Source organism: Rothia sp. HMSC068E02 (assembly GCF_001813565.1).
GTDB lineage: Bacteria > Actinomycetota > Actinomycetes > Actinomycetales > Micrococcaceae > Rothia.
Window position 1 is genome coordinate 533,664 of the sequence record NZ_KV812882.1, and the last position, 19,156, is coordinate 552,819.

General features: G+C 61.4%; 11 protein-coding genes and 1 tRNA gene. 6 read left to right on the plus strand and 6 right to left on the minus strand.

Annotated features, from left to right (window positions below):
* Positions 1-412 precede the first annotated feature (412 nt).
* The 4 genes from HMPREF2919_RS03885 to HMPREF2919_RS03900 all read left to right on the plus strand — a co-directional run bounded on the left by HMPREF2919_RS03885 (position 413) and on the right by HMPREF2919_RS03900 (position 8,610).
* A complete protein-coding gene (locus HMPREF2919_RS03885) occupies positions 413-1,801 on the plus strand; it encodes an enterochelin esterase domain-containing protein (RefSeq protein ID WP_070666314.1) in 1,389 nt (462 codons plus the stop codon).
* 249 nt (positions 1,802-2,050) lie between these two features.
* Positions 2,051-3,751, plus strand: a complete 1,701-nt coding sequence (locus HMPREF2919_RS03890) for a (2,3-dihydroxybenzoyl)adenylate synthase (protein WP_049360349.1) — start codon at positions 2,051-2,053, stop codon at positions 3,749-3,751.
* 66 nt (positions 3,752-3,817) lie between these two features.
* Positions 3,818-4,045 carry a phosphopantetheine-binding protein gene (locus HMPREF2919_RS03895; protein WP_005507422.1) on the plus strand — a complete coding sequence of 76 codons (228 nt, stop codon included), beginning with the start codon at positions 3,818-3,820 and terminating at the stop codon, positions 4,043-4,045.
* Positions 4,046-4,287: 242 nt separating this feature from the next.
* The gene (locus HMPREF2919_RS03900; protein ID WP_210395313.1) at positions 4,288-8,610 is read left to right on the plus strand and encodes a non-ribosomal peptide synthetase; all 4,323 of its coding nucleotides are present in this window, start codon (positions 4,288-4,290) and stop codon (positions 8,608-8,610) included.
* A gap of 199 nt (positions 8,611-8,809) precedes the next feature.
* Here HMPREF2919_RS03900 and aceE read toward each other — a convergent pair whose 3' ends face one another.
* On the minus strand, positions 8,810-11,542 hold the full coding sequence (gene aceE, locus HMPREF2919_RS03905; protein ID WP_049352774.1) for a pyruvate dehydrogenase (acetyl-transferring), homodimeric type: 2,733 nt from the start codon (positions 11,540-11,542) through the stop codon (positions 8,810-8,812).
* A gap of 480 nt (positions 11,543-12,022) precedes the next feature.
* Here aceE and HMPREF2919_RS03910 point away from each other — a divergent pair.
* Together HMPREF2919_RS03910 and gndA are read left to right on the plus strand one after the other, a co-directional pair.
* Positions 12,023-12,095: transfer RNA gene (locus HMPREF2919_RS03910), tRNA-Val, on the plus strand.
* Positions 12,096-12,291: 196 nt separating this feature from the next.
* Complete coding sequence (gndA, locus tag HMPREF2919_RS03915) at positions 12,292-13,764, plus strand: NADP-dependent phosphogluconate dehydrogenase (protein WP_070666318.1); 1,473 nt, start codon at positions 12,292-12,294, stop codon at positions 13,762-13,764.
* A gap of 220 nt (positions 13,765-13,984) precedes the next feature.
* Here gndA and epsC read toward each other — a convergent pair whose 3' ends face one another.
* From epsC to HMPREF2919_RS03940, 5 genes are all read right to left on the minus strand, one after another.
* A complete protein-coding gene (epsC, locus tag HMPREF2919_RS03920) occupies positions 13,985-14,569 on the minus strand; it encodes a serine O-acetyltransferase EpsC (RefSeq protein WP_005505599.1) in 585 nt (194 codons plus the stop codon).
* A gap of 298 nt (positions 14,570-14,867) precedes the next feature.
* Positions 14,868-15,803 carry a cysteine synthase A gene (gene cysK, locus HMPREF2919_RS03925; RefSeq protein WP_005505601.1) on the minus strand — a complete coding sequence of 312 codons (936 nt, stop codon included), beginning with the start codon at positions 15,801-15,803 and terminating at the stop codon, positions 14,868-14,870.
* Between the two features lie 400 nt (positions 15,804-16,203).
* The gene (locus HMPREF2919_RS03930) at positions 16,204-16,974 is read right to left on the minus strand and encodes a DUF6318 family protein (protein WP_049356643.1); all 771 of its coding nucleotides are present in this window, start codon (positions 16,972-16,974) and stop codon (positions 16,204-16,206) included.
* Positions 16,975-17,091: 117 nt separating this feature from the next.
* On the minus strand, positions 17,092-18,066 hold the full coding sequence (locus tag HMPREF2919_RS03935; RefSeq protein WP_070666321.1) for a DUF6318 family protein: 975 nt from the start codon (positions 18,064-18,066) through the stop codon (positions 17,092-17,094).
* 106 nt (positions 18,067-18,172) lie between these two features.
* Complete coding sequence (locus HMPREF2919_RS03940) at positions 18,173-19,000, minus strand: DUF6318 family protein (RefSeq protein WP_070666324.1); 828 nt, start codon at positions 18,998-19,000, stop codon at positions 18,173-18,175.
* Positions 19,001-19,156: the final 156 nt, after the last annotated feature.

Below are 19,156 nucleotides of genomic sequence, written 5' to 3' on the forward strand. Positions count from 1 at the left end.
CCGAGCACTGGGTAGGTTCCATTTTGGGAACCCGTAGATGAGGCACCGAGACTGCCGCATGAGACTTTGAAAGTTGCGACTTGAGAGGTTTGATGCACGGTCTCGGTGCCTCATCTCTTTTAACTTCTGGGCTGGGTCTGGGCTGGTCTTAGGTGGGGCTGGGCCGGGTTGCTCTGAGCCGGTCTGGGCGGGGCTGTGCCGGTCTGGGCGGGGCTGCGGCGGCTTCGTGCTTGGGTTTTAGCAGCGTGTGTTCGCTGTCATGAATGTCATCTTTTGGTTCTTTCGTTTTTCCCTTTGGCTGGAGTTTGGGTAAGGGATACCATAGAGTGAGGTAGTAGAGGCTAACTAACAATAATGCGCCTCCTCACCGATTCTCACCGATTGAGTGTTTCCACAGACCAAGGAGGAACCGTTGGGCGAGCACGAACCCACCGCGATCGTTCCCACGCAGAACGCTTCTGAACAAGCTGCTTCCGTGCAGCCGCGTACCGTTGCGCCGGCTGTGCGCCCGGCCCCTCCCAAGATCCCGCGCCCCGTACCGGCACCGCGCGTGGACAGCCCCCTCATCAGCGCCATTATCGCCGATGCGGTCAGCCCCGAAGAGCTGAACGCCCGCATCCTTGAGATCGTCTCCGAAGGCACCCCCATTATCGAGCCGGTGCACCGCGAAGACGGTAGCATCAGTGAGAACGAGCGCATCGTCACCTTCCTGTACCGCAACGAGCAGGCGGAGCAGGTGCTCATGTTCATCAACCGCCTGACCGATGAGAAGAACCTTGACCGTTCCCTTATGGCCCGCATCGAGGGCACTGGCTGGTGGCAGCTGAGCATACAGATGGAAACCACCTGGCGTGCCTCCTACAACTTCTTGCCGGCGCTGCCCGGCGAGCGCCCCGCCTGGTTGGGCGATGACGACCAGGTGCGCCTGCGCGCCGCCCTGGATTCTGGCGAGGGTGACCCGCTGAACCCCGAGACCGTGTGCAACCGTATTGGTCGTTGTATGGGTGTGGTGCAGCTTGAGCATGCGCCGGTGCAGGAGTTCATCCTGACTCAGGAAGAGATTGATGCGCTGCCCGCCCCCGAGTGGATGCAGACCTCTGACGGTCACCAGTATGTGCTCGGCCGCGTGGGTGACCCCGCCCCGGACGCGCCGCTGTTCATCCAGTTCGACGGTGAGATGTGGTTCAGCCAGGGTATGGAGCACACCCTCAACCGCGCCCACGAGGCGGGCCGTATTCCGGCGATGCACGTGTTCTTCCTGCACTCTGGCGGTCGCGAGAACCGCTGGAAGGAGCTGAACGGCGACAACCCGATTGCCGACTACCTGGTAGAGATCGCGTTCCCGCACCTGGAGGCAGTGCACTGCATTAAGACCGCGCCGCAGAACATTGTGATTAACGGTCAGTCGCTGGGCGGGCTGTCCTCCCTGCTGGCGGTGCTGAGCCGCCCGGAGGCGTTTGGCGGCGCGATTGCGCAGTCTTCGTCGCTGTGGCAGCCGCAGGTCATGGACCGCCTGGACGAGCTGGAAGCGGCGGGTGAGATTGACCGCCTGCGTCACCTGCACCTTGAGATTGAGGTGGGGGAGCAGGAGTGGGTTCTGGTGCCTCCTCACCGCGAGCTGAAGGAGCGCCTGGAAAAGCTGGGCCTGAAGAATGTGCGTTGCACGACCTTCAACGGCGGTCACGATTATGCGTGCTGGCGCGGTGCGATTGTGCCGGCGTTGGAACGTATGATCGCTTCTTGCCGTCAGGAGACTGGCGCTGAGCCGGGATCCGCTGAGGATCTACGAGATGCCGCCTAGCGCCCCACGGGTAGAGTCCGCCCCGCATGGTGGGCGTGCGGGGTTCCCGTTAGGGTAAACACCGCCGCGCCCGTATCCTAGAGAAGTGCAGCCTAAGAGAAGTGCAACGCTACCGCGCCGCGAGGGGTGCCGAAGGGTACCCGGCGCAGGTTGCGCACCCGCCCTCATTGACGAGATGGCATCACGCTGCGAACGCACGCAGCACGTGAGCGCTATAGAAACCGCAAACGACACAGAAATCGAGAGAAGATGACCGTAGAACGTAGCCCCCTGGCCCCCACGCCGCTCATCCCCGAGTCTTTTGCCGCGAAGTACCGCGAAGCCGGCTACTGGATTGACCAGACCATCCCCGAGTTCCTGCTGGATACCTGCCGCGCAAAGCCGCACTTCCCGGCGCTGGTGGCGCTCTCGCACGCGCAGCTCGATGAGGACGGCAAGCCTCAGCAGATTCGCCTCTCCTACGGTGAGCTGGAGGCGGCAGGCCGTGCTGCTGCGGCGCGCCTCGTGAAAGCTGGTGTGCAGCCCGGTGACCGCGTGCTGCTGCAGCTGGGCAACACCGCCGAGTACCTGGTGTACCTGCTGGGTATTTTCTGGGCGGCGGCGCTGCCGGTGTTCTGCCTGCCGCAGCACCGCACCACCGAGCTCGTGCACTTTGCGACCCGCACCGACGCTGCGGCGCACGTGTTCTCTTCGCTGACCCCGGGCGCAGATTTCGCCGCCCTGCACGAGGACGTTGCCGCCGAGCTGCGCAAGAACTCCCAGGAGCCGCCGGTTGCTATTGATGTTGCGGAGCCGCTGACCCCGCTGACCGAAGAAGAGCTCGCTGAAGAGTTCGTGCCCGGCGTCATTCAGAACACCGAGAACCTGCGTGCGAGCGAGCAGGTGGCGTTCCTGCAGCTCTCCGGCGGTACGACCGGCATTTCGAAGCTGATTCCTCGCACCCACGCCGCCTACCTGTACTCGGTGCGCGGCTCGGTCGATATCTGCAAGCTGAACAACAACACGACCATGCTCGTGGTGCTGCCCGCCGCGCACAACTTCACGATGAGCTCGCCCGGTATTCTGGGCGTCATGTGCGCCTCCGGCAAGCTGGTGTTTGCGGCGGATCCGTCCCCGCAGACTGCGTTCCACCTCATTGAGATGGAGGGTGTGACCACTTCCGCGCTGGTGCCGCCGCTGGCTCAGGCGTGGGTCGCCTCCGCGGAGAAGCGCGGCGTGTCCCTGCCGTCCCTGCAGACCCTGCAGGTGGGCGGTTCGAAGCTGGCCCCGGCGGTTGCGGGCAAGATTGAGTCGGTGCTCGGTTGCACCGTTCAGCAGGTGTTCGGCATGGCTGAGGGTCTGGTGAACTACACCCGCTCGACCGACCCGATTGAGATGCGTCTGAGGACTCAGGGCTACCCGATCAGCCCCGACGACGAAATCCTGATTGTTGATGATCAGGATCAGCCGGTCAAGCGCGGCGAGAGCGGCCACCTGCTCACCCGCGGCCCGTACACGATTCGCGGCTACTACCTGGAGGAGAACGCAAACCGTTACGGATTCACCGAGGACGGCTTCTACCGCACCGGCGACATTGTGCGACTGGTCGCAGGCAAGTACCTTGAGGTGACCGGCCGCGCGAAGGACCAGATTAACCGCAACGGCGAGAAGATTGCCGTGGACGAAATCGAAGAGCTGGCGCTGACCCACCCCGACGTTTTTGACGCCGTGGTTCTGGGTATCCCGGATGAGACCGTGGGCGAGCGCGTGGGCCTGGTCATTGTGCCGCAGGAAGGCGCCGACCTGGGCGAGAACCCGCGCCGTACGATGCACGAGTTCTTCACCTCGAAGAAGCTCGCCGACTTCAAGATCCCGGAGCGCGTGCAGGTTCTGCAGGAGCTGCCCACCACGAACGTGGGTAAGATTTCTCGCCGCGAGCTGCGCGCCAAGCTTGCCGAAATTTTCGGCTAAACCCTTTGAGCTGATCATTTTCAGCTAAACCGTACGCCCTTATTCCTACCCCTATTGAGGAGAAAAATGTCCGCATTTGAGACCCTGCGCCCCATCATGGAGAAGTACATCGTCGAGCCCGACTCCCTGCAGACCGCTTTTGACGAGCCGACCACCGACCTGTTCTCCCTGGGCATGGATTCTATGGGCGCATTCGCCCTGCTCGACGACCTTGCCGCTGAGGGCGCCGTGATTGAGTTTACCGAGCTGGTGGAGAACCCGACCGTGGAGTTCATCGCCTCCCGCCTGGGCTAAGCGTTACCGCACCCCGAGTGCCCGCCTGCCGCGAATGCAGACGGGCGCCCGGGGTGTTTGCTACTCGCCTCGTTTTTCTGTGCGCCGGTTTTACGCCGTGTTGTGTAGCTGCGTTTGCACTTGTCAGCGCACTTCTGTTAGTGCACTTCTGCCAGCGCGAAACGGCGGGGGAGTAGCCCGACCCTTCACACACACCTCATCCCTAATCCAGATCCCTGATCCAGACCTTGAGAGAGGCCACCATGGGCGTAGCTGATACTACCGCACCCGCTAGCTTCGGGACTGCTTCCGACCTTCGCACCGCCGCGAACCCCTCCGCACAGCACAGCGCTGACAGCCCCTGGCTGCCGCTAACCACTAACGCACGCGGTATCTACTTTGCCGCCGCGATTGACCCCACGAACCCCTGCTACAACACCGCGGAGGTTCTGCAATGCCCCGCAGACACCGACCTCGCTCTGCTGCGCGAGGCTTTTGAACAGCTCTACCGCGAGAACGAGGGCTTCCGCGTGCGCACCCGCATTGCCGATGGTTCCGCATCCCAGCAGATTCTGCCGCTTGAGGTGTTCCTTGAGGGTATTGACCTGCTCGTGGATGAGGACGAGCTGAGCGACACTGCCGAGGCGGGGGAGGAGAACGCCTCTGACCTGCCTGAATCAGCCCTGCCTGACTCTGATTTGCCCGCGCCGGTACGCGCCTGGGCACAGCGCCTGCTTGCCCAGCCTCTCGCCACCGATGAGGGCGTGACCGTGCGCAGCGCAGTGGTGCGTTACGGCGGCTTCCTCTGGGTCTACCACTCCTTCTCCCACGTGGTTGCAGACGGGTTCGCCGCGTTCAACGGCCTCTCCCGCGTGGCGGCGATATACCGCGCCCTGTCCGCCGGTCAGCCGGTTCCGGCAACCCGCCGCATGAGCCTGCAGCAGCTGCTCGATGCCGACGATGCCGCCTCCACCGCCCGTGAAGAAGACGTCGCCTTCTGGGAGGCGAGCGGCGCCCTGGAACAGGAAGATACCTCCCTGGCGGGTCGTACCGCCTCCCCGTCGGCGCAGTCTGTGCGCCTGGCGTTCAGCATTGATGTGCCCACCCAGCAGGCCCTGCTGGATGCGGCAAAGCAGCACGCCGTCTCCTGGCCCGTGCTGGCGACCGCCGCCGTCGGCTCGTACCTGGCGCGTGTGGGCGGCTACCCGCAGGCTTCGTTCGGCGTGCCGCAGATGAACCGCATGTTCGCCCGCACTCTGCCGGAGGCGACCCGCGCCCTGGGCACGGTGAGCGCTCAGACCGGCTGTACCGCGGTGAACGTTCTGCCGGTGCAGGTTGCGGCGACCGGCCCCATCGCGGAGTCCCTGCACTCGGTGAAGGAGCAGTACGCCCGTAACGCCGAGCATCCGCTGGCTCGTCAGGAAGACCTCGAACGTACCGCGCGTAACGCCCAGTCAAGGCTGTTTGGTGCGCAGATTAACGTGGTGCCCTTTGACGCGGTGCTGCCGCTGGCGGCACCCTCCAAGGACGAGTCCGGAACCGCGGTACCGACCGCGCGTATTCACAATATCTCTGCCGGTCCCGTTGCCGACGCGACCTTCACCCTGCGCGGCATGCCCGGCCGCGGCAACAGCATCTCCTGCGAGATTGACATGAACCCGGCGCTCTACACCGCCGAGGAGCTGGAACGTCACGCCGCCCGCCTGAGCGAGTGGCTACCCGCCTACGCGGCGGAGGCGCAGCGCGAGGGCGCTTCCCTGAACAATCTCGGCTTGGCGACCGAGGCTGAACTGGCGACCCTGCGCGAGCTGACCGCCCCGGCGCTTACCGAGCATCCGATGGAGTATAAGACCCTGCTGGGTCGCTTCCGTGACGCGGTGGCGGCGCATCCGCAGGCGCTCGCGGTGCTGGATTCTGCCCCCGCGCCCGGTGAGGTGCTCACCCCTGAGTCGGATCGCGCCTACGCTTTTGACCGTGCCCTCACCTACGCCGAACTGGACGAGCGCGCCCGTGCGCTTGCCGCGCAGCTGCTGGACTGGGGTGTTCGCCCTTCCGACGCAGTGGGTCTGCGTGTGCACCGCGGCGCCGAGCAGTACGTGGCGCTGTACGCCCTGCTGTACGCTGGCGCCACCTACGTTCCGGTGCTTCCTGATCTGCCCGCCGAGCGTGTGGGCGTGATGATGGAGGACGCCGAGTGCTCCCTGCTTCTGCACGGCCCCGGTCTGCAGCCGCTGAGCGCGGAAGAGCTGAACCCGCAGGAACCGCAGCGTCACGCGAACCTGCCCCAGCATACTCTGCCCCTACTGAGCGATGAGGAACCCAACGGGGAACACTCCTCAGCACCCGCCGCAGAGGAGCTTCCGGGCATGAAAACCGGCCTGGACGAGGACGCTTACGTGCTCTTCACCTCCGGCTCCACGGGCAGGCCTAAGGGCGTTGCCATCAGCCACCGCGCGATTGATAACCGCCTGCGCTGGCAGCAGCACCAGATTCCGGTGGGGGAGGGCGACCGCGTTCTGCACAAGACTCCCATCTCCTTTGACGTGCACGTGTGGGAGCTGTACTGGCCTCTCGCCGAGGGTGCCGCCGTGGTCATTGCCGCCCCGGAGGGTCACCGCGACCCCGCCTACCTGGCGCGCGTGATTGCCGAGCAGTCCGTCACGGCGGTGCACTTTGTGCCGACCATGCTGTCGGCGCTGACCTCTTCGCCGGCGGCGCGCCGCATCCTGGCTGATGCCGGCTTCGGTCAGGACCGAGAGCAGCCCCTGCGCTACGTGGTCTGCTCGGGTGAGGCGCTGCAGAAGGACCAGGTGCAGGCTGCGGGCGAGGTTCTGGGCGTGTACCCGCTGAACCTCTACGGCCCGACCGAGGCGGCGGTGGACGTGACCTTCTGGGAGACGTCCAACGACCCGCAGCGCGAGAGCGTGCCCATTGGCGAGCCGGTCTGGAACACCGGCACCCTGATTCTTGACCCGACCGGCCACCCCGTGCCGGTGGGCGTGACGGGTGAGTTGCACCTGTCGGGTGTGCAGCTGGCGCGCGGCTACAAGAACAACCCGCAGGCGACCGCGGCGGCTTTCGTGGAGCAGGCTCCCGCCGGTGCGCTCGCGCTGCTGAATGGTGAGAGTCAGCGCCTGTACCGCACGGGCGATTTGGCGTGCTGGGAGATTCTTCCCGATGGTCGCGCCGTCATTGGCTACCGCGGCCGCACGGACTACCAGATTAAGGTGCGCGGTCAGCGCTTGGAACTGGGCGATATTGAGATGGCTCTTGCCGCGGTTGAGGGCGTGAGCGCTTCGGTGGCTCTGCTGTACCGCGGTCTGCGTGAGCCTGCCCTGGCGGCGGTGCTGGAGGTCGGCGACGTGCCCGCTGAACGTGCCGAGCAGCTGGTGGAGGCGGCGCGCGAGCATTGTGCGCAGGTTCTGCCGGACTACATGGTGCCGACCCTGTGGCATACTCTACCTGCTCTGCCGGTGAGCCCCTCCGGTAAGGCTGATCGCAAGCTGTTGGCGTCCCTGGACCTGACCCCTCAGACTTCTGATGCTGAGGGTCCGCACGGCCTGCTGGAGCAGCAGCTGTGCTCGATTATTGCCGGTGTGCTGGGTCGTGAGCGTTTCGGCGTGGATGAGGATTTCTTTGCCTCGGGTGGTCATTCGCTGGCGGCTCTTGAGGTGATTGCCGCGGTTGAGGAGCAGCTGGGTCTGAGCGTGAGCATTGGTGCGCTTTTTGCGCATCCGACCGTGCAGGCTTTGGCGGCGTCTATTGCGGGCGAGCGTGGCGAGGGTGCGGAGTTCGCGCCGGTTCTGCCGCTGCGAGAACAACCTACCGCGCATGACGCTACCGATGCCCCCGCGCCGCTGTTTATCCTGCCGCCTGCGGGTGGTTTGGGCTGGTGCTATGCGGGGTACCTTTCGCATCTTCCGGCTCAGCAGGGTGTGTATGCTGTGCAGGCTGAGGCGTTCTCTGACCCGCAGGCTGGGTTTGCGTCGAGCCTGCAGGAGTTGGCTGAGGGCTACCTGGCACAGATTGAGAAGACCCTGGCGGAGCGTTCGCTGCCGCGTCGTTTTGCCCTGATGGGCTGGTCTGTGGGCGGTACTGCCGCGGTGCAGGTTGCGGCGTTGGCGCAGGCTGCGGGTGCGCAGGTTGAGCGTGTCATCCTGTTGGATGCGTATCCTTCGGAGCAGTGGCAGGGCGTGCCTGCGCCGGATGAGCAGGAGAGCTTCCGTGCGCTGCTGCGTATGGGCGGTTTGCCGGAGCCTGCGGCTGGTGAGCAGCTTGACCTGCCGGGTACCCTGGAACGCCTGCAGAGGGCAGGCTCGGCGATGGGTTACCTACCGGAGGAGAAGTTGGGCGTGTGCTTGGGTAGTATGCGTGCTTCGGCGGCGTTGATGCGTGGTGCTGAGCAGGCGTTCTTTGATGGTGACGTGTTGCTGGTGGGTGTGCCGCATGAGGATCAGCCGTACCTGGATGCGGCGGGTTGGGCGGCGCATGCGTCGTCGTTCCGTTCGGTGCTGCTGGAGGGTACGCACCCTGATTTGGTGAATCCGGCGCGTTTGGCGGAGGTGACCGGCCACTTCGCCGGCTAGACGCACCAGGCAACCAAAACTCCGGTCACGTCTGATTTATTACATGAGAAACGCATAGTCAACGAGCATATCGACAGGAATCAGCTCGGGTATCCTGCACCCCTTCACAGTTAAAACACGAATGCCCCCGGTTGATGAATCATCAACCGGGGGCATCGTTTAGCGTCTAACGCAGAACCGGGGTTCTACAGCTAAATGCTTAGTGCTGCTCCAGCTCGGAGTTAGCGTTCACGTTGAGCAGGTCGTACTTAGCGAATGCCTTCGCGGGAACGTCTGCTGCAACCTCGCCGCGCTTTGCCAGCATCTGCAGGGTGCGGACAACAACCGACTCTGCATCGATGTGGAAGAAGCGACGTGCACCCGGGCGGGTGTCTGCGAAGCCGAAGCCGTCAGCACCCAGGGTTGCGAAGTCGTTCGGAACGAACTGGCGGATCTGGTCGGGAACATCCGAAGCGAAGTCGGTGGTCGCGACGATCGGGCCAGCAGCGCCAGCCAGCTTCTGGGTCACGTAAGGAACGCGAGCGGGCTGGTTCGGGTTCAGCAGAGCCTCTTCCTCAGCGGCAATACCGTCGCGGCGCAGCTCGGTCCACGAGGTGACAGACCAGACGTCTGCGGAGACGCCCCAGTCCTCAGCCAGCAGCTGCTGAGCCTTCTCAGCCCACGGAACAGCAACGCCGGATGCCAGCAGCTGTGCCTTGGGGCCGGAGGTCAGCGGGGACTCGCTAATCTTGTGGATACCCTTGATGATGCCCTCAACGTCAACGTTTGCCGGCTCAGCAGGCTGGTGAATCGGCTCGTTGTACACGGTCAGGTAGTACATGACGTTGTGGTCTTCGTCCTTGGTACCGTACATCTGCTCGATACCGCGCTCCACGATGTGAGCGATCTCGTAGCCGTAAGCCGGGTCGTAGATCTTGAACGCCGGGTTGGTGGACGCCAGAATCGGGGAGTGGCCATCGTTGTGCTGCAGACCCTCACCGGACAGGGTGGTACGACCTGCGGTTGCACCGATGACGAAGCCGCGGCACAGCTGGTCGGCAGCAGCCCAGAAGCCGTCGCCAGTGCGCTGGAAGCCGAACATCGAGTAGAAGATGTAAATCGGGATCATCGGCTCGCCGTGGGTGTCGTAGGAGGAGCCCAGTGCGATGAACGCAGCGGTTGCGCCTGCCTCGTTAATACCCACGTGAACGATCTGGCCCTCGGGGGACTCGGTGTAGGTGAGCATGAGCTGGTGGTCAACGGGCACGTAGTTCTGACCGTTGGGGTTGTACAGCTTAGCCGAGGGGAAGAAGGAGTCCATACCGAAGGTACGTGCCTCATCGGGGGTGATGGGAGCGATACGGTGACCGAAGCCCTTCACGCGCATGAGGTCCTTCATCAGGCGGACGAACGCCATGGTGGTAGCAGCGGTCTGCTTGCCGGAGCCCTTCTTGGTCTGTGCGTAGACCTTGGACTCGGGCAGGATAATCTCAGGCTGGGTGTTTGCACGGCCGGGGATGTAACCGCCGAGTTCCTTACGGCGTGCGTGCATGTACTGCAGTGCCGGGTGGCTTGCCTCGGGCACGTAGTACGGCGGGTTGTACAGATCCTTCTCCAGCTCCTCGTCGGAGATGGGGATGTTCAGGTGGTCACGGAAGCCCTTCAGTGCTTCCATGGTGAACTTCTTGATCTGGTGGGTGGAGTTACGTGCCTCGAAGTAGGGGCCGAGCTCCGCACCCTTAATGGACTGTGCCAGGATGACGGTGGGCTTGCCCTTGGTCTCCATAGCTTCCTTGTAGGCTGCGTAGAGCTTCTTGTCGTCGTGGCCACCCAGGCGCAGGTTGAAGATCTGCTCGTCGGTCAGGTCTGCAACCAGTTCCTTGGTCTCGGGGTACTTGCCGAAGAAGTGCTCGCGGATGTAGCCACCGTCTTCGCCACGGAAGGTCTGGTAGTCACCGTCGAGGGTCTCGTTCATCAGCTGGATGAGCTTGCCGCTCTTGTCCTTCTTGAGCAGCTCGTCGTAGTCGGAGCCCCACAGGACCTTGATGACGTGCCAGCCTGCGCCGCGGAAGAATGCCTCGAGCTCCTGAACGATCTTGCCGTTACCGCGAACGGGGCCGTCCAGACGCTGCAGGTTGCAGTTGACGACGAAGGTCAGGTTGTCCAGGTGCTCGTTTGCAGCCAGCTGCAGTGCACCACGCGACTCGGGCTCGTCCATTTCGCCGTCGCCCAGGAATGCCCAGACGTGCTGCTCGGAGGTGTCCTTGATCTTGTGGTTGTGCAGGTACTTGTTGAAGGATGCCTGGTGGATTGCGTTCAGGGGGCCCAGACCCATGGAAACGGTCGGGAACTGCCAGAACTCGGGCATGCAACGGGGGTGCGGGTACGAAGGAATACCGTTTGCGCCCTTGGTCTTCTCCTGGCGGAAGCCGTCCATCTGCTCTTCGGTCAGGACGCCCTCAACGAATGCGCGGGAGTAGACACCGGGGGAGGAGTGACCCTGGAAGAAGACCTGGTCACCGCCACCGGGGTGGTTACGGCCGCGGAAGAAGTGGTTCTGGCCCATTTCGTAGAGGTCAGCCACACCTGCGAAGGTGGAGATGTGACCGCCAACGCCGATGCCCTTCTTCTGGGCACGCTGAACCATGATTGCTGCGTTCCAACGAATCCATGCGCGGTACTGGCGCTCGAGTTCCTCATCACCGGGGTACTCGGGCTGCTGGTCGACGGGGATGGTGTTGATGTAGTCGGTCTTGACCAGAGTCGGGACCTTAACACCCTTTGCGCCAGCCTCCTTGAGCAGTGCGCGAAGGATGTACTCTGCACGCTCGGTGCCGTGAGTCTTGATAAGGTCCTCGAGGGACTCGGCCCACTCCTGGGTCTCTTCTACGTCGATGTCCTTGAAGCCATCGAGAAGGGTGCTCAGGGAGTGCTCGTTCGGTACGTTAGCCAAACTAATCCAACCTCTCTTCTGTGCGGTTGTGAGATCGCCCGCCGCGCGTTGTTGCGTTGTCGAACAATCTTTGTGTTTAAGCGCTATAGGTCTGTAAGACCCACTTCGCTTCTTATCTCTACTATCTTAGACCTAAAGGTGCCTCTCTTGGTCTCAAATGGGGGTTTTTGTGATGTGGGTTTCGCATTGTGACTATCTGAGTGGAAAAAATGCGCATCAAAAGTACTAGTTAGGGTCTTTTTGCACCTAAATGGCGCGGAATGGCGGGGTTGGCGGAATGGCGCGGAATGAGAGGGTGTGGCTTGTTTCTGAGGGGGAGGGTAGCTGTGGCTTGGTGTGGCTTGATGTTGGGTGCGGTGGGAAAATGAAAAAAATATTGAGACATAGAACACGTGTTCTGGATTTGCGTGGCACCTCAAAAGCCCGTATAGTTGTTTCTTGTGTTCGTCACTGGAATGGAAACGAAACAGTGAGAACTACGGGTCTTTAGCTCAGCTGGTAGAGCGCCACGTTTACACCGTGGATGTCATCGGTTCGATCCCGGTAGGACCCACCGATTACCCCGGTACCGCACGGTACCGGGGTTTTTGTTTACCCTCAGCGGTTTACCCACCCGGGCCGTATTCCCCCGCGAGTATCCCGATGCGTGTCCCGGTGCATTTCTCCAAGAGTGAGAAGAACAGTCCATCAGGGTATAAAAGTACACTCTACCTGTATATAGCCTGTCCTCAGCGCGTATCCTTATATACATGACTGAAAACAAGAAGGCACAGATTGGTGTCACCGGCCTTGCTGTCATGGGCGCAAACCTCGCCCGCAACCTGGCACGTAACGGCTACACCGTGGCACTGCACAACCGTTCCGTAGAGAAGACCGACGCACTGCTGGCTGAGCACGGCGCAGACGGCGACTTCATCCGCACCGAGTCCCTGCAGGAACTCGTTGACTCCCTCGAGTCTCCCCGCCGCATCCTGATTATGGTCAAGGCGGGCGCACCCGTCGACGCAGTGATCGAGCAGCTCATCCCCATGCTCGATGAGGGCGACATCATCATCGACGGCGGTAACTCCCACTTCCCCGACACCATCCGTCGCGAGCACGCCCTGGCTGAAAAGGGCCTGCACTTCGTAGGCGTTGGCGTCTCCGGCGGTGAAGAGGGCGCTCTCTGGGGCCCCTCCATGATGCCCGGCGGCTCCGCAGAGTCCTACAAGCACCTGGGCCCGCTGCTTGAAAAGATTGCAGCGAAGGCACCGCAGGACGGCGCACCCTGCTGCGCATGGATCTCCACCGACGGTGCGGGTCACTTCGTGAAGATGGTCCACAACGGCATCGAGTACGCCGACATGCAGGTGATCGGCGAAGCTTACGACATTCTGCGCTCCATTGCAGGCATTGAGCCGGCACAGCAGGCAGAAATCTTCAAGACCTGGAACGAAGGCGACCTGAGCTCCTACCTGATCGAAATCACCGCAGAGGTGCTCGCACAGGTAGACGCAAAGACCGGCAAGCCCCTGGTCGACGTTATCGTTGACGCAGCGGGCCAGAAGGGTACCGGCCTGTGGACCGCTAAGGCTGGCCTGGACCTCGGTTCCCCCGTCTCCGCTATCGCAGAGTCCGTGTTCGCACGCGCCCTCTCCTCCTCCGAGCGTGAACAGCGCGAGCAGGCACAGCGCGAACTGCCCGCAGGCCTAATCGCAACCACCGGTATCGGTGCAGGCGACCCCGAGTTCGTTGAGGACGTGCGCCGCGCACTCTTCGCCTCCAAGCTCGTTGCGTACGCACAGGGCATGGACCTGCTCACCCGCGCAGGCAAGGAATACGGCTGGGACCTGAAGCTGGACACCATCGCATCGCTGTGGCGTGCAGGCTGCATCATCCGCGCCGAGCTGCTGGGCGACATCATGGCTGCCTACGCAGGCGAAGCACCCGCGAACATGCTGCTGGCACCCGCCTTCAAGAACCTCATGGAGGAGCTCGTTCCTTCCTGGCGTCGCGTGGTGGCTAAGGCAACCGCACTGGGCATCCCCGTGCCGGTGTTCGCATCCGCACTGTCCTACTACGACGGCCTGCGCCGCGACCGCCTGCCCGCATCCCTGATTCAGGGTCAGCGTGACTTCTTCGGTGCACACACCTACGGTCGTATTGACGAAGAGGGCGCATTCCACACCATGTGGAGCGGTGACCGTTCCGAGGTGAACGCAGCGGACATTCACGTTCACTAAGCTCACGTAGCTGAATACGTCAAAGCCCGCCTTCGGCTGGATGAGAATCCGGTCGAAGGCGGGCTTTCGTTATGTCTTGATGGGGCACCCCCGAGATGCCTCAGGGGTATCTTGAGGGGCGTATAGCAGGGGAGAAGACCTGCGGAGCCCGGTGAGGAGCTTGGAGCCTCATGAGGAGCCGCCAGGTGCGCCTCTACGGGGTCAAAACGCTTGCCAAGCGCTAAATCCACATGGCGGGGTCAATGTACTCCACAGCGTCCACCAGCGGCTTCTTCTTCTCCGGGGTACGCGGGCGGTGCTTCGCCGGAATGCCGGTAATAATCGAATCGGCGGGGTGATCGTTGACGACCACGGCGTTCGCACCAATAGCGCTATCGGCACCAATCTCCACCGGGCCCAGCACCTTAGCACCTGCACCAATGGTCACACGGTCACCAATGGTGGGGTGACGCTTCACCTTCTCCAGGGAGCGACCGCCCAAGGTCACGCCGTGGTACAGCATCACGTCGTCACCAACCTCAGCGGTCTCACCAATGACAATGCCCATGCCGTGATCAATGAAGAAACGGCGGCCAATGGTCGCACCGGGGTGAATCTCCACACCGGTCAGAAAACGAGCAAACTGCGAGAGAGTACGAGCCAGAGCCTTCGTCTCATCCTTCTGCCAGAGCTTATGGGTCAGACGGTGAACCCAAATCGCGTGCATACCCGAATAGTTCAGCGCAATCTCGACAGCGCCGCGCGCAGCAGGGTCGTGCTGGCGGACGTTCTCAATATCTTCACGCAGACGCGCAATAAAACTCATGGGTTCCCTTTCCCTCATCGGTCGTGCTCTGTGTATGCGACCTTTCCAAAGGTACCAACAACGGTGCTCATTCACCTATTCCCGAACTCTGTCGTCGTCATAGTGAGTGCTCTCTTTAACATCTCGGTCACAATTGCGTGCGGAACGTAATATTCGGGCTCGGGCGGGTCTCAGCGGGGGAGTATCGCGGGAAAACGCAAACGCTCCGCCCCGGCATGCAACCGGGACGGAGCGTCGAACACTGCGTACTGTTCTAGATGGCGGCCTCACGGGGAGGGGTGCCGAAGACTGGGGTCTATTAGCCGCGGATATCCTCGTAGAGAGCGGTAGAGATGTAACGCTCACCGAAGTCGGGAACGATAGCCACGATCAGCTTGTCCTTGTTCTCAGACTTCTTAGCCTCCTCCAGGGCAGCCCACACAGCCGCACCGGAAGAAATACCGCCCAGAATACCTTCCTGGGTAGCCAGCAGGCGGGAGGTGCGCATAGCGTCCTCAGCGCTGACCGGAGTTACCGAATCGTAGATGCCGCGGTCCAGGGTGTCGGGAACGAAGTTAGCGCCCAGGCCCTGAATCTTGTGGGGGCCAACGCGACCCTCGGAGAGCAGCGGGGAGTCCTTCGGCTCAACCGCAACAACCTTCACGTTCGGGTTCTGCTCCTTCAGGTACTTACCGGTACCGGAGATGGTGCCGCCGGTGCCAATACCCGCCACAAAAATGTCGACCTTACCGTCGGTTGCTTCCCAAATCTCGGGGCCGGTGGTGTTGTAGTGAATGGTGGGGTTCGCCTCGTTGGAGAACTGGGACGCCAGGATAGCGTTCTCGGTGGTCGCAACGATTTCCTTAGCCTTCTCCACAGCGCCGCGCATACCCTCGGTACCGGGGGTCAGCACAATCTGAGCACCGTAAGCGCGCAGCAGCACGCGACGCTCAGCGGACATGGTCTCCGGCATGGTCAGGATGACGCGGTAACCGCGAGCAGCACCCACCATAGCCAGCGCAATACCGGTGTTACCGGAAGTGCCCTCAACAATGGTGCCGCCGGGCTTCAGCGCACCCGACTTCTCAGCAGCGTCAATGATGGCGCGGCCGATGCGGTCCTTAACCGAACCAGCGGGGTTGTAGAACTCAAGCTTGACCGCTACGTTACCGGGAAGACCTTCGTCCAGTCGGTTCAGCTTAACCAGGGGGGTCTGGCCGGTTGCTTCAACAATGCTGTTGAGAATCTTTGCCATGGGGTGCTCCTTCATGAGCTTGGGGGAGGCCAGCCGCGACGGGGTCTCCGCAATGAATAATCGGTTACGTGGCAACTCTACTACTCACCGGCAGTAGGTTTAAACCTGCGGTCACAGTTCGTAATAATGCCAGAGAAAAACCTCAAGGAACGAGGTTCAGAAAGAGGGTACAGAAAAGCGCCGCACAAACCCTTTCTCGACAAAGGACGATGAATGTGCGGCGCTCTCTAGAAACATTATGTAGCCCAAAAGACAACCTCTGTATATAAGAGTAGTGGTGAACTCCGTTCACCGCAAGCTGGAGCCACAAATTTTATTGCCATCAATGGAAAAAACAGTAAAAACCGCATCCTGAGACGGCACAACGCTAAAAGCGGGGGAGAAAACCAGCCTCAGAGGACTAGTTGATGTCCATGTGAAGATCCCACTTGTTGTTCAAGTAGCGACCAACAGCCTCACCAAACATCTTCACGTGACGCTTATCAGCCGCCACAGTCTGCTCCTTGCCGTCCTTGAACAGCTTCTCACCTAGATCAACATTCAGAGTCACGGTCCAGTTGTACGCGCCCTGCGCCAGAACCGGCTGCTTAGTACCAATAGTCAAGGTAGCGGTCGGGTTCACGTACCAGGTCTTCTTCTCGTCAATACCTGCCTTAGTGGAATCCGCGTACTTCTTCATCGCCGCCAGGGTCTCCTGGTCGGTGCTGACCTCGTTCATGTAGTGCATATCGCCGGTACGCAGCAGGTACTCAAACGCCGCACCGAAGTACGCCAGAGCCGCCGCGAAGCCAGCCACCGAATTCTGGTGCATAGCCTCCGGAACAATCGGGGAAGGAACATTCTGCGGCGGGTGCTCAGCGTTACCCGGCTGGTACTCGCCGTGATCCTCCATCTTCTCCAGCTTCGCTACGCCACTGTAATCCTTATTGTCGTTAGGCAGCGGAGAGCTCGTCGCAGTAGCCGACGCAGAAGCAGAAGGGGAAGCAGACGCCGATGCAGAAGCAGAGGGCGAAGCGGTAGCAGACTCAGAAGCAGCAGCAGAAGCGCTCTCAGAGCCAGAAGCGGAAGCAGACGCCTCAGAAGTAGCCTTAGAGCCACAAGCCGCCAGCAAAGCCATGGAGCTGACGCCCAGTACACCCAGCGCCGCGCGGCGGGTCAGGTTCTCGGACATAGTGATACCTTTCAGTCAGTCGGTGATTGCAACCAGTTTAGCCGCAAACCCAACAGGATACAGAGTTGAGTGGACGAAGCGTGAGAAGCGCCTCGCAGATAAAAGCGTTATGACGAACTATGACGCCGCAGAGGTGGCGGACGCCTCAGTAGAAGCTTCAGCAGAAGCCGAAACAGACTCGGAAGCAGATGCTGCACCGGATGCCGCCGCGCTCGCGGTAGAAGCGCCCTGAGCAGCGCCGCCCTGGACCGTGGCACCGTACGCCACGCTCAGCTCCCACATCTTCGAATCAGCGTGATAGCGGCCGCGGAAATCGCACTCCTGAATCGTCACTCGAGAAGCCGGACCCGCAGCAGTCGCAGAGGCAGAGGTGCTCGGGGACGCCGCATCAGACACCAGCGCATCCTCAGACGGCTCAGTAGGCTCAGCAGAGGCAGAAGCGCTCTCCGAGGCAACCACCGGCTGGATCTTGCCCTCAGCCACCGCCTCCGTACCGAAGTCCAGAGTGTACTTGCCCTTAAACAGCAGATTGCCATCACTCATAATGGACGGCTGCGCACTCGAAAGCGCATAGGAAGCCGACGGATTCACATACCAGGAACCCTTCTCCACACCCGCAAGAATAGAAGCCGACAGGGCATCCACCTCAGAGCGAGTCTTCGACGACAGCTGAATACCGGTCGAGAACGCATCCGTGCTACCGGTCTTCACCAGATAATCCATAGCCGCCGCAAAATAAGCAATCGCCTCATGAAAACCCGTCACCGTATTCGCCGACAGAGCATCAGTCACCTTCGGCTTCGGAGCATTACGCGGCGGATGATCCACCGTACCCTGCTCATAATTCAGCGCACCATCATAGTGGGTGTACTCCACCAAACCCGAATAGTTCTTACCATCATCACTGTACCCATTCGGGTTAGCGCTCGACTTCGAACCATTCAGGCTACCACCCTGAGAACCCGACTGCTGGCTAGAGCTACCCGAGCCGCACGCGCTCAACAGCGCCGCAGAACCGGCAACCGCAGAAACGCCCACACCCAGGCGCAGCAGAGAACGGCGAGAGAAAGAAGACTGAGAAAAAGAAGACATAAGAGAAAAACCTTGAATCCAGGAAAGCTCGTTACTACCAGAGTAAAACAAATCATGCCCTAACCCGAGTGCGAGTTAGGGCATGATGCCTCATCCATCTGAGGGCTTAAAGGTTGTCACCATTAGAATTGCCGCCATTACCGGAGTTACCGGAATTGCCAGCATTACCGCCGTTAGCGCCACCATTCTTAGGCTGAGCCGAAGCCTGTGCCTCATACTCATCCTGAATAGTCAAAGTCCAATCATTATCGTGGCGCACACCGGTAATCACCAGGCCGCGCTCAGTACGGCGCACCTTCTCGGACATCTCCGCGGGAGCACCGTCAATCACCACGGTCGGACCCAAATCAATCACCAGATCAAAGGTCCACTGCACGCTCTTCTTCACCAGCGCAGGAACCGCAGTGAACGCAGACATAGTCACCTTCGGCGACACAAACCAATCACGATTCTGCGAGCTCTCATTCGACTCATCCATAAACGACGAGAACGAAGCAACGAACTTCTCATCAGCCTTCGACTCACGCAACGGAGCCGCATCACCGGTCAGCACCAGGTAGTTAATCGCCGCATACACGAACGCAATCGAATCGTATAGACCCTGCACCGAGTTCTCCGAAGCGCTCGCCGGACGCTTGGGGAACGGCACGTTCTGCGCGGGAGCAGACTCGGTCGCCGGAATGAAATCACCCTTCTTCTCGTAGTTATCGAAGGTTACCTCGCCGCTAAAGTCAGCGCGCGCAGAAGCAGAGGGGGAAACCTGAGGGGTATCCGCATCAGCGTCCTCGCTGGTGGAAGAAGAGCCACCGCACGCAACCAGTAGGGCGCTCAAAGACACGCCCGCAACGCCCGCACCCGCGTAACGCAGAGCAGAACGGCGGCTGATGCCGGTAGTGGAACTGGGAAGCCCGGAGGTCATGGGGAAAAGCGCCACGGAGTACCTTTCGAGTGAGAATCTCAGGTGAGAGACGAGTGAGAGTGCGCCTCGACGAGCGGATATCACACGCGGACATCCCTCTAGAGACAGTCCTAAGTATAACGCGCCCCCGCCTTCACACCCGTGCGTACCAGCGCTCAAAGGAGCGTGATA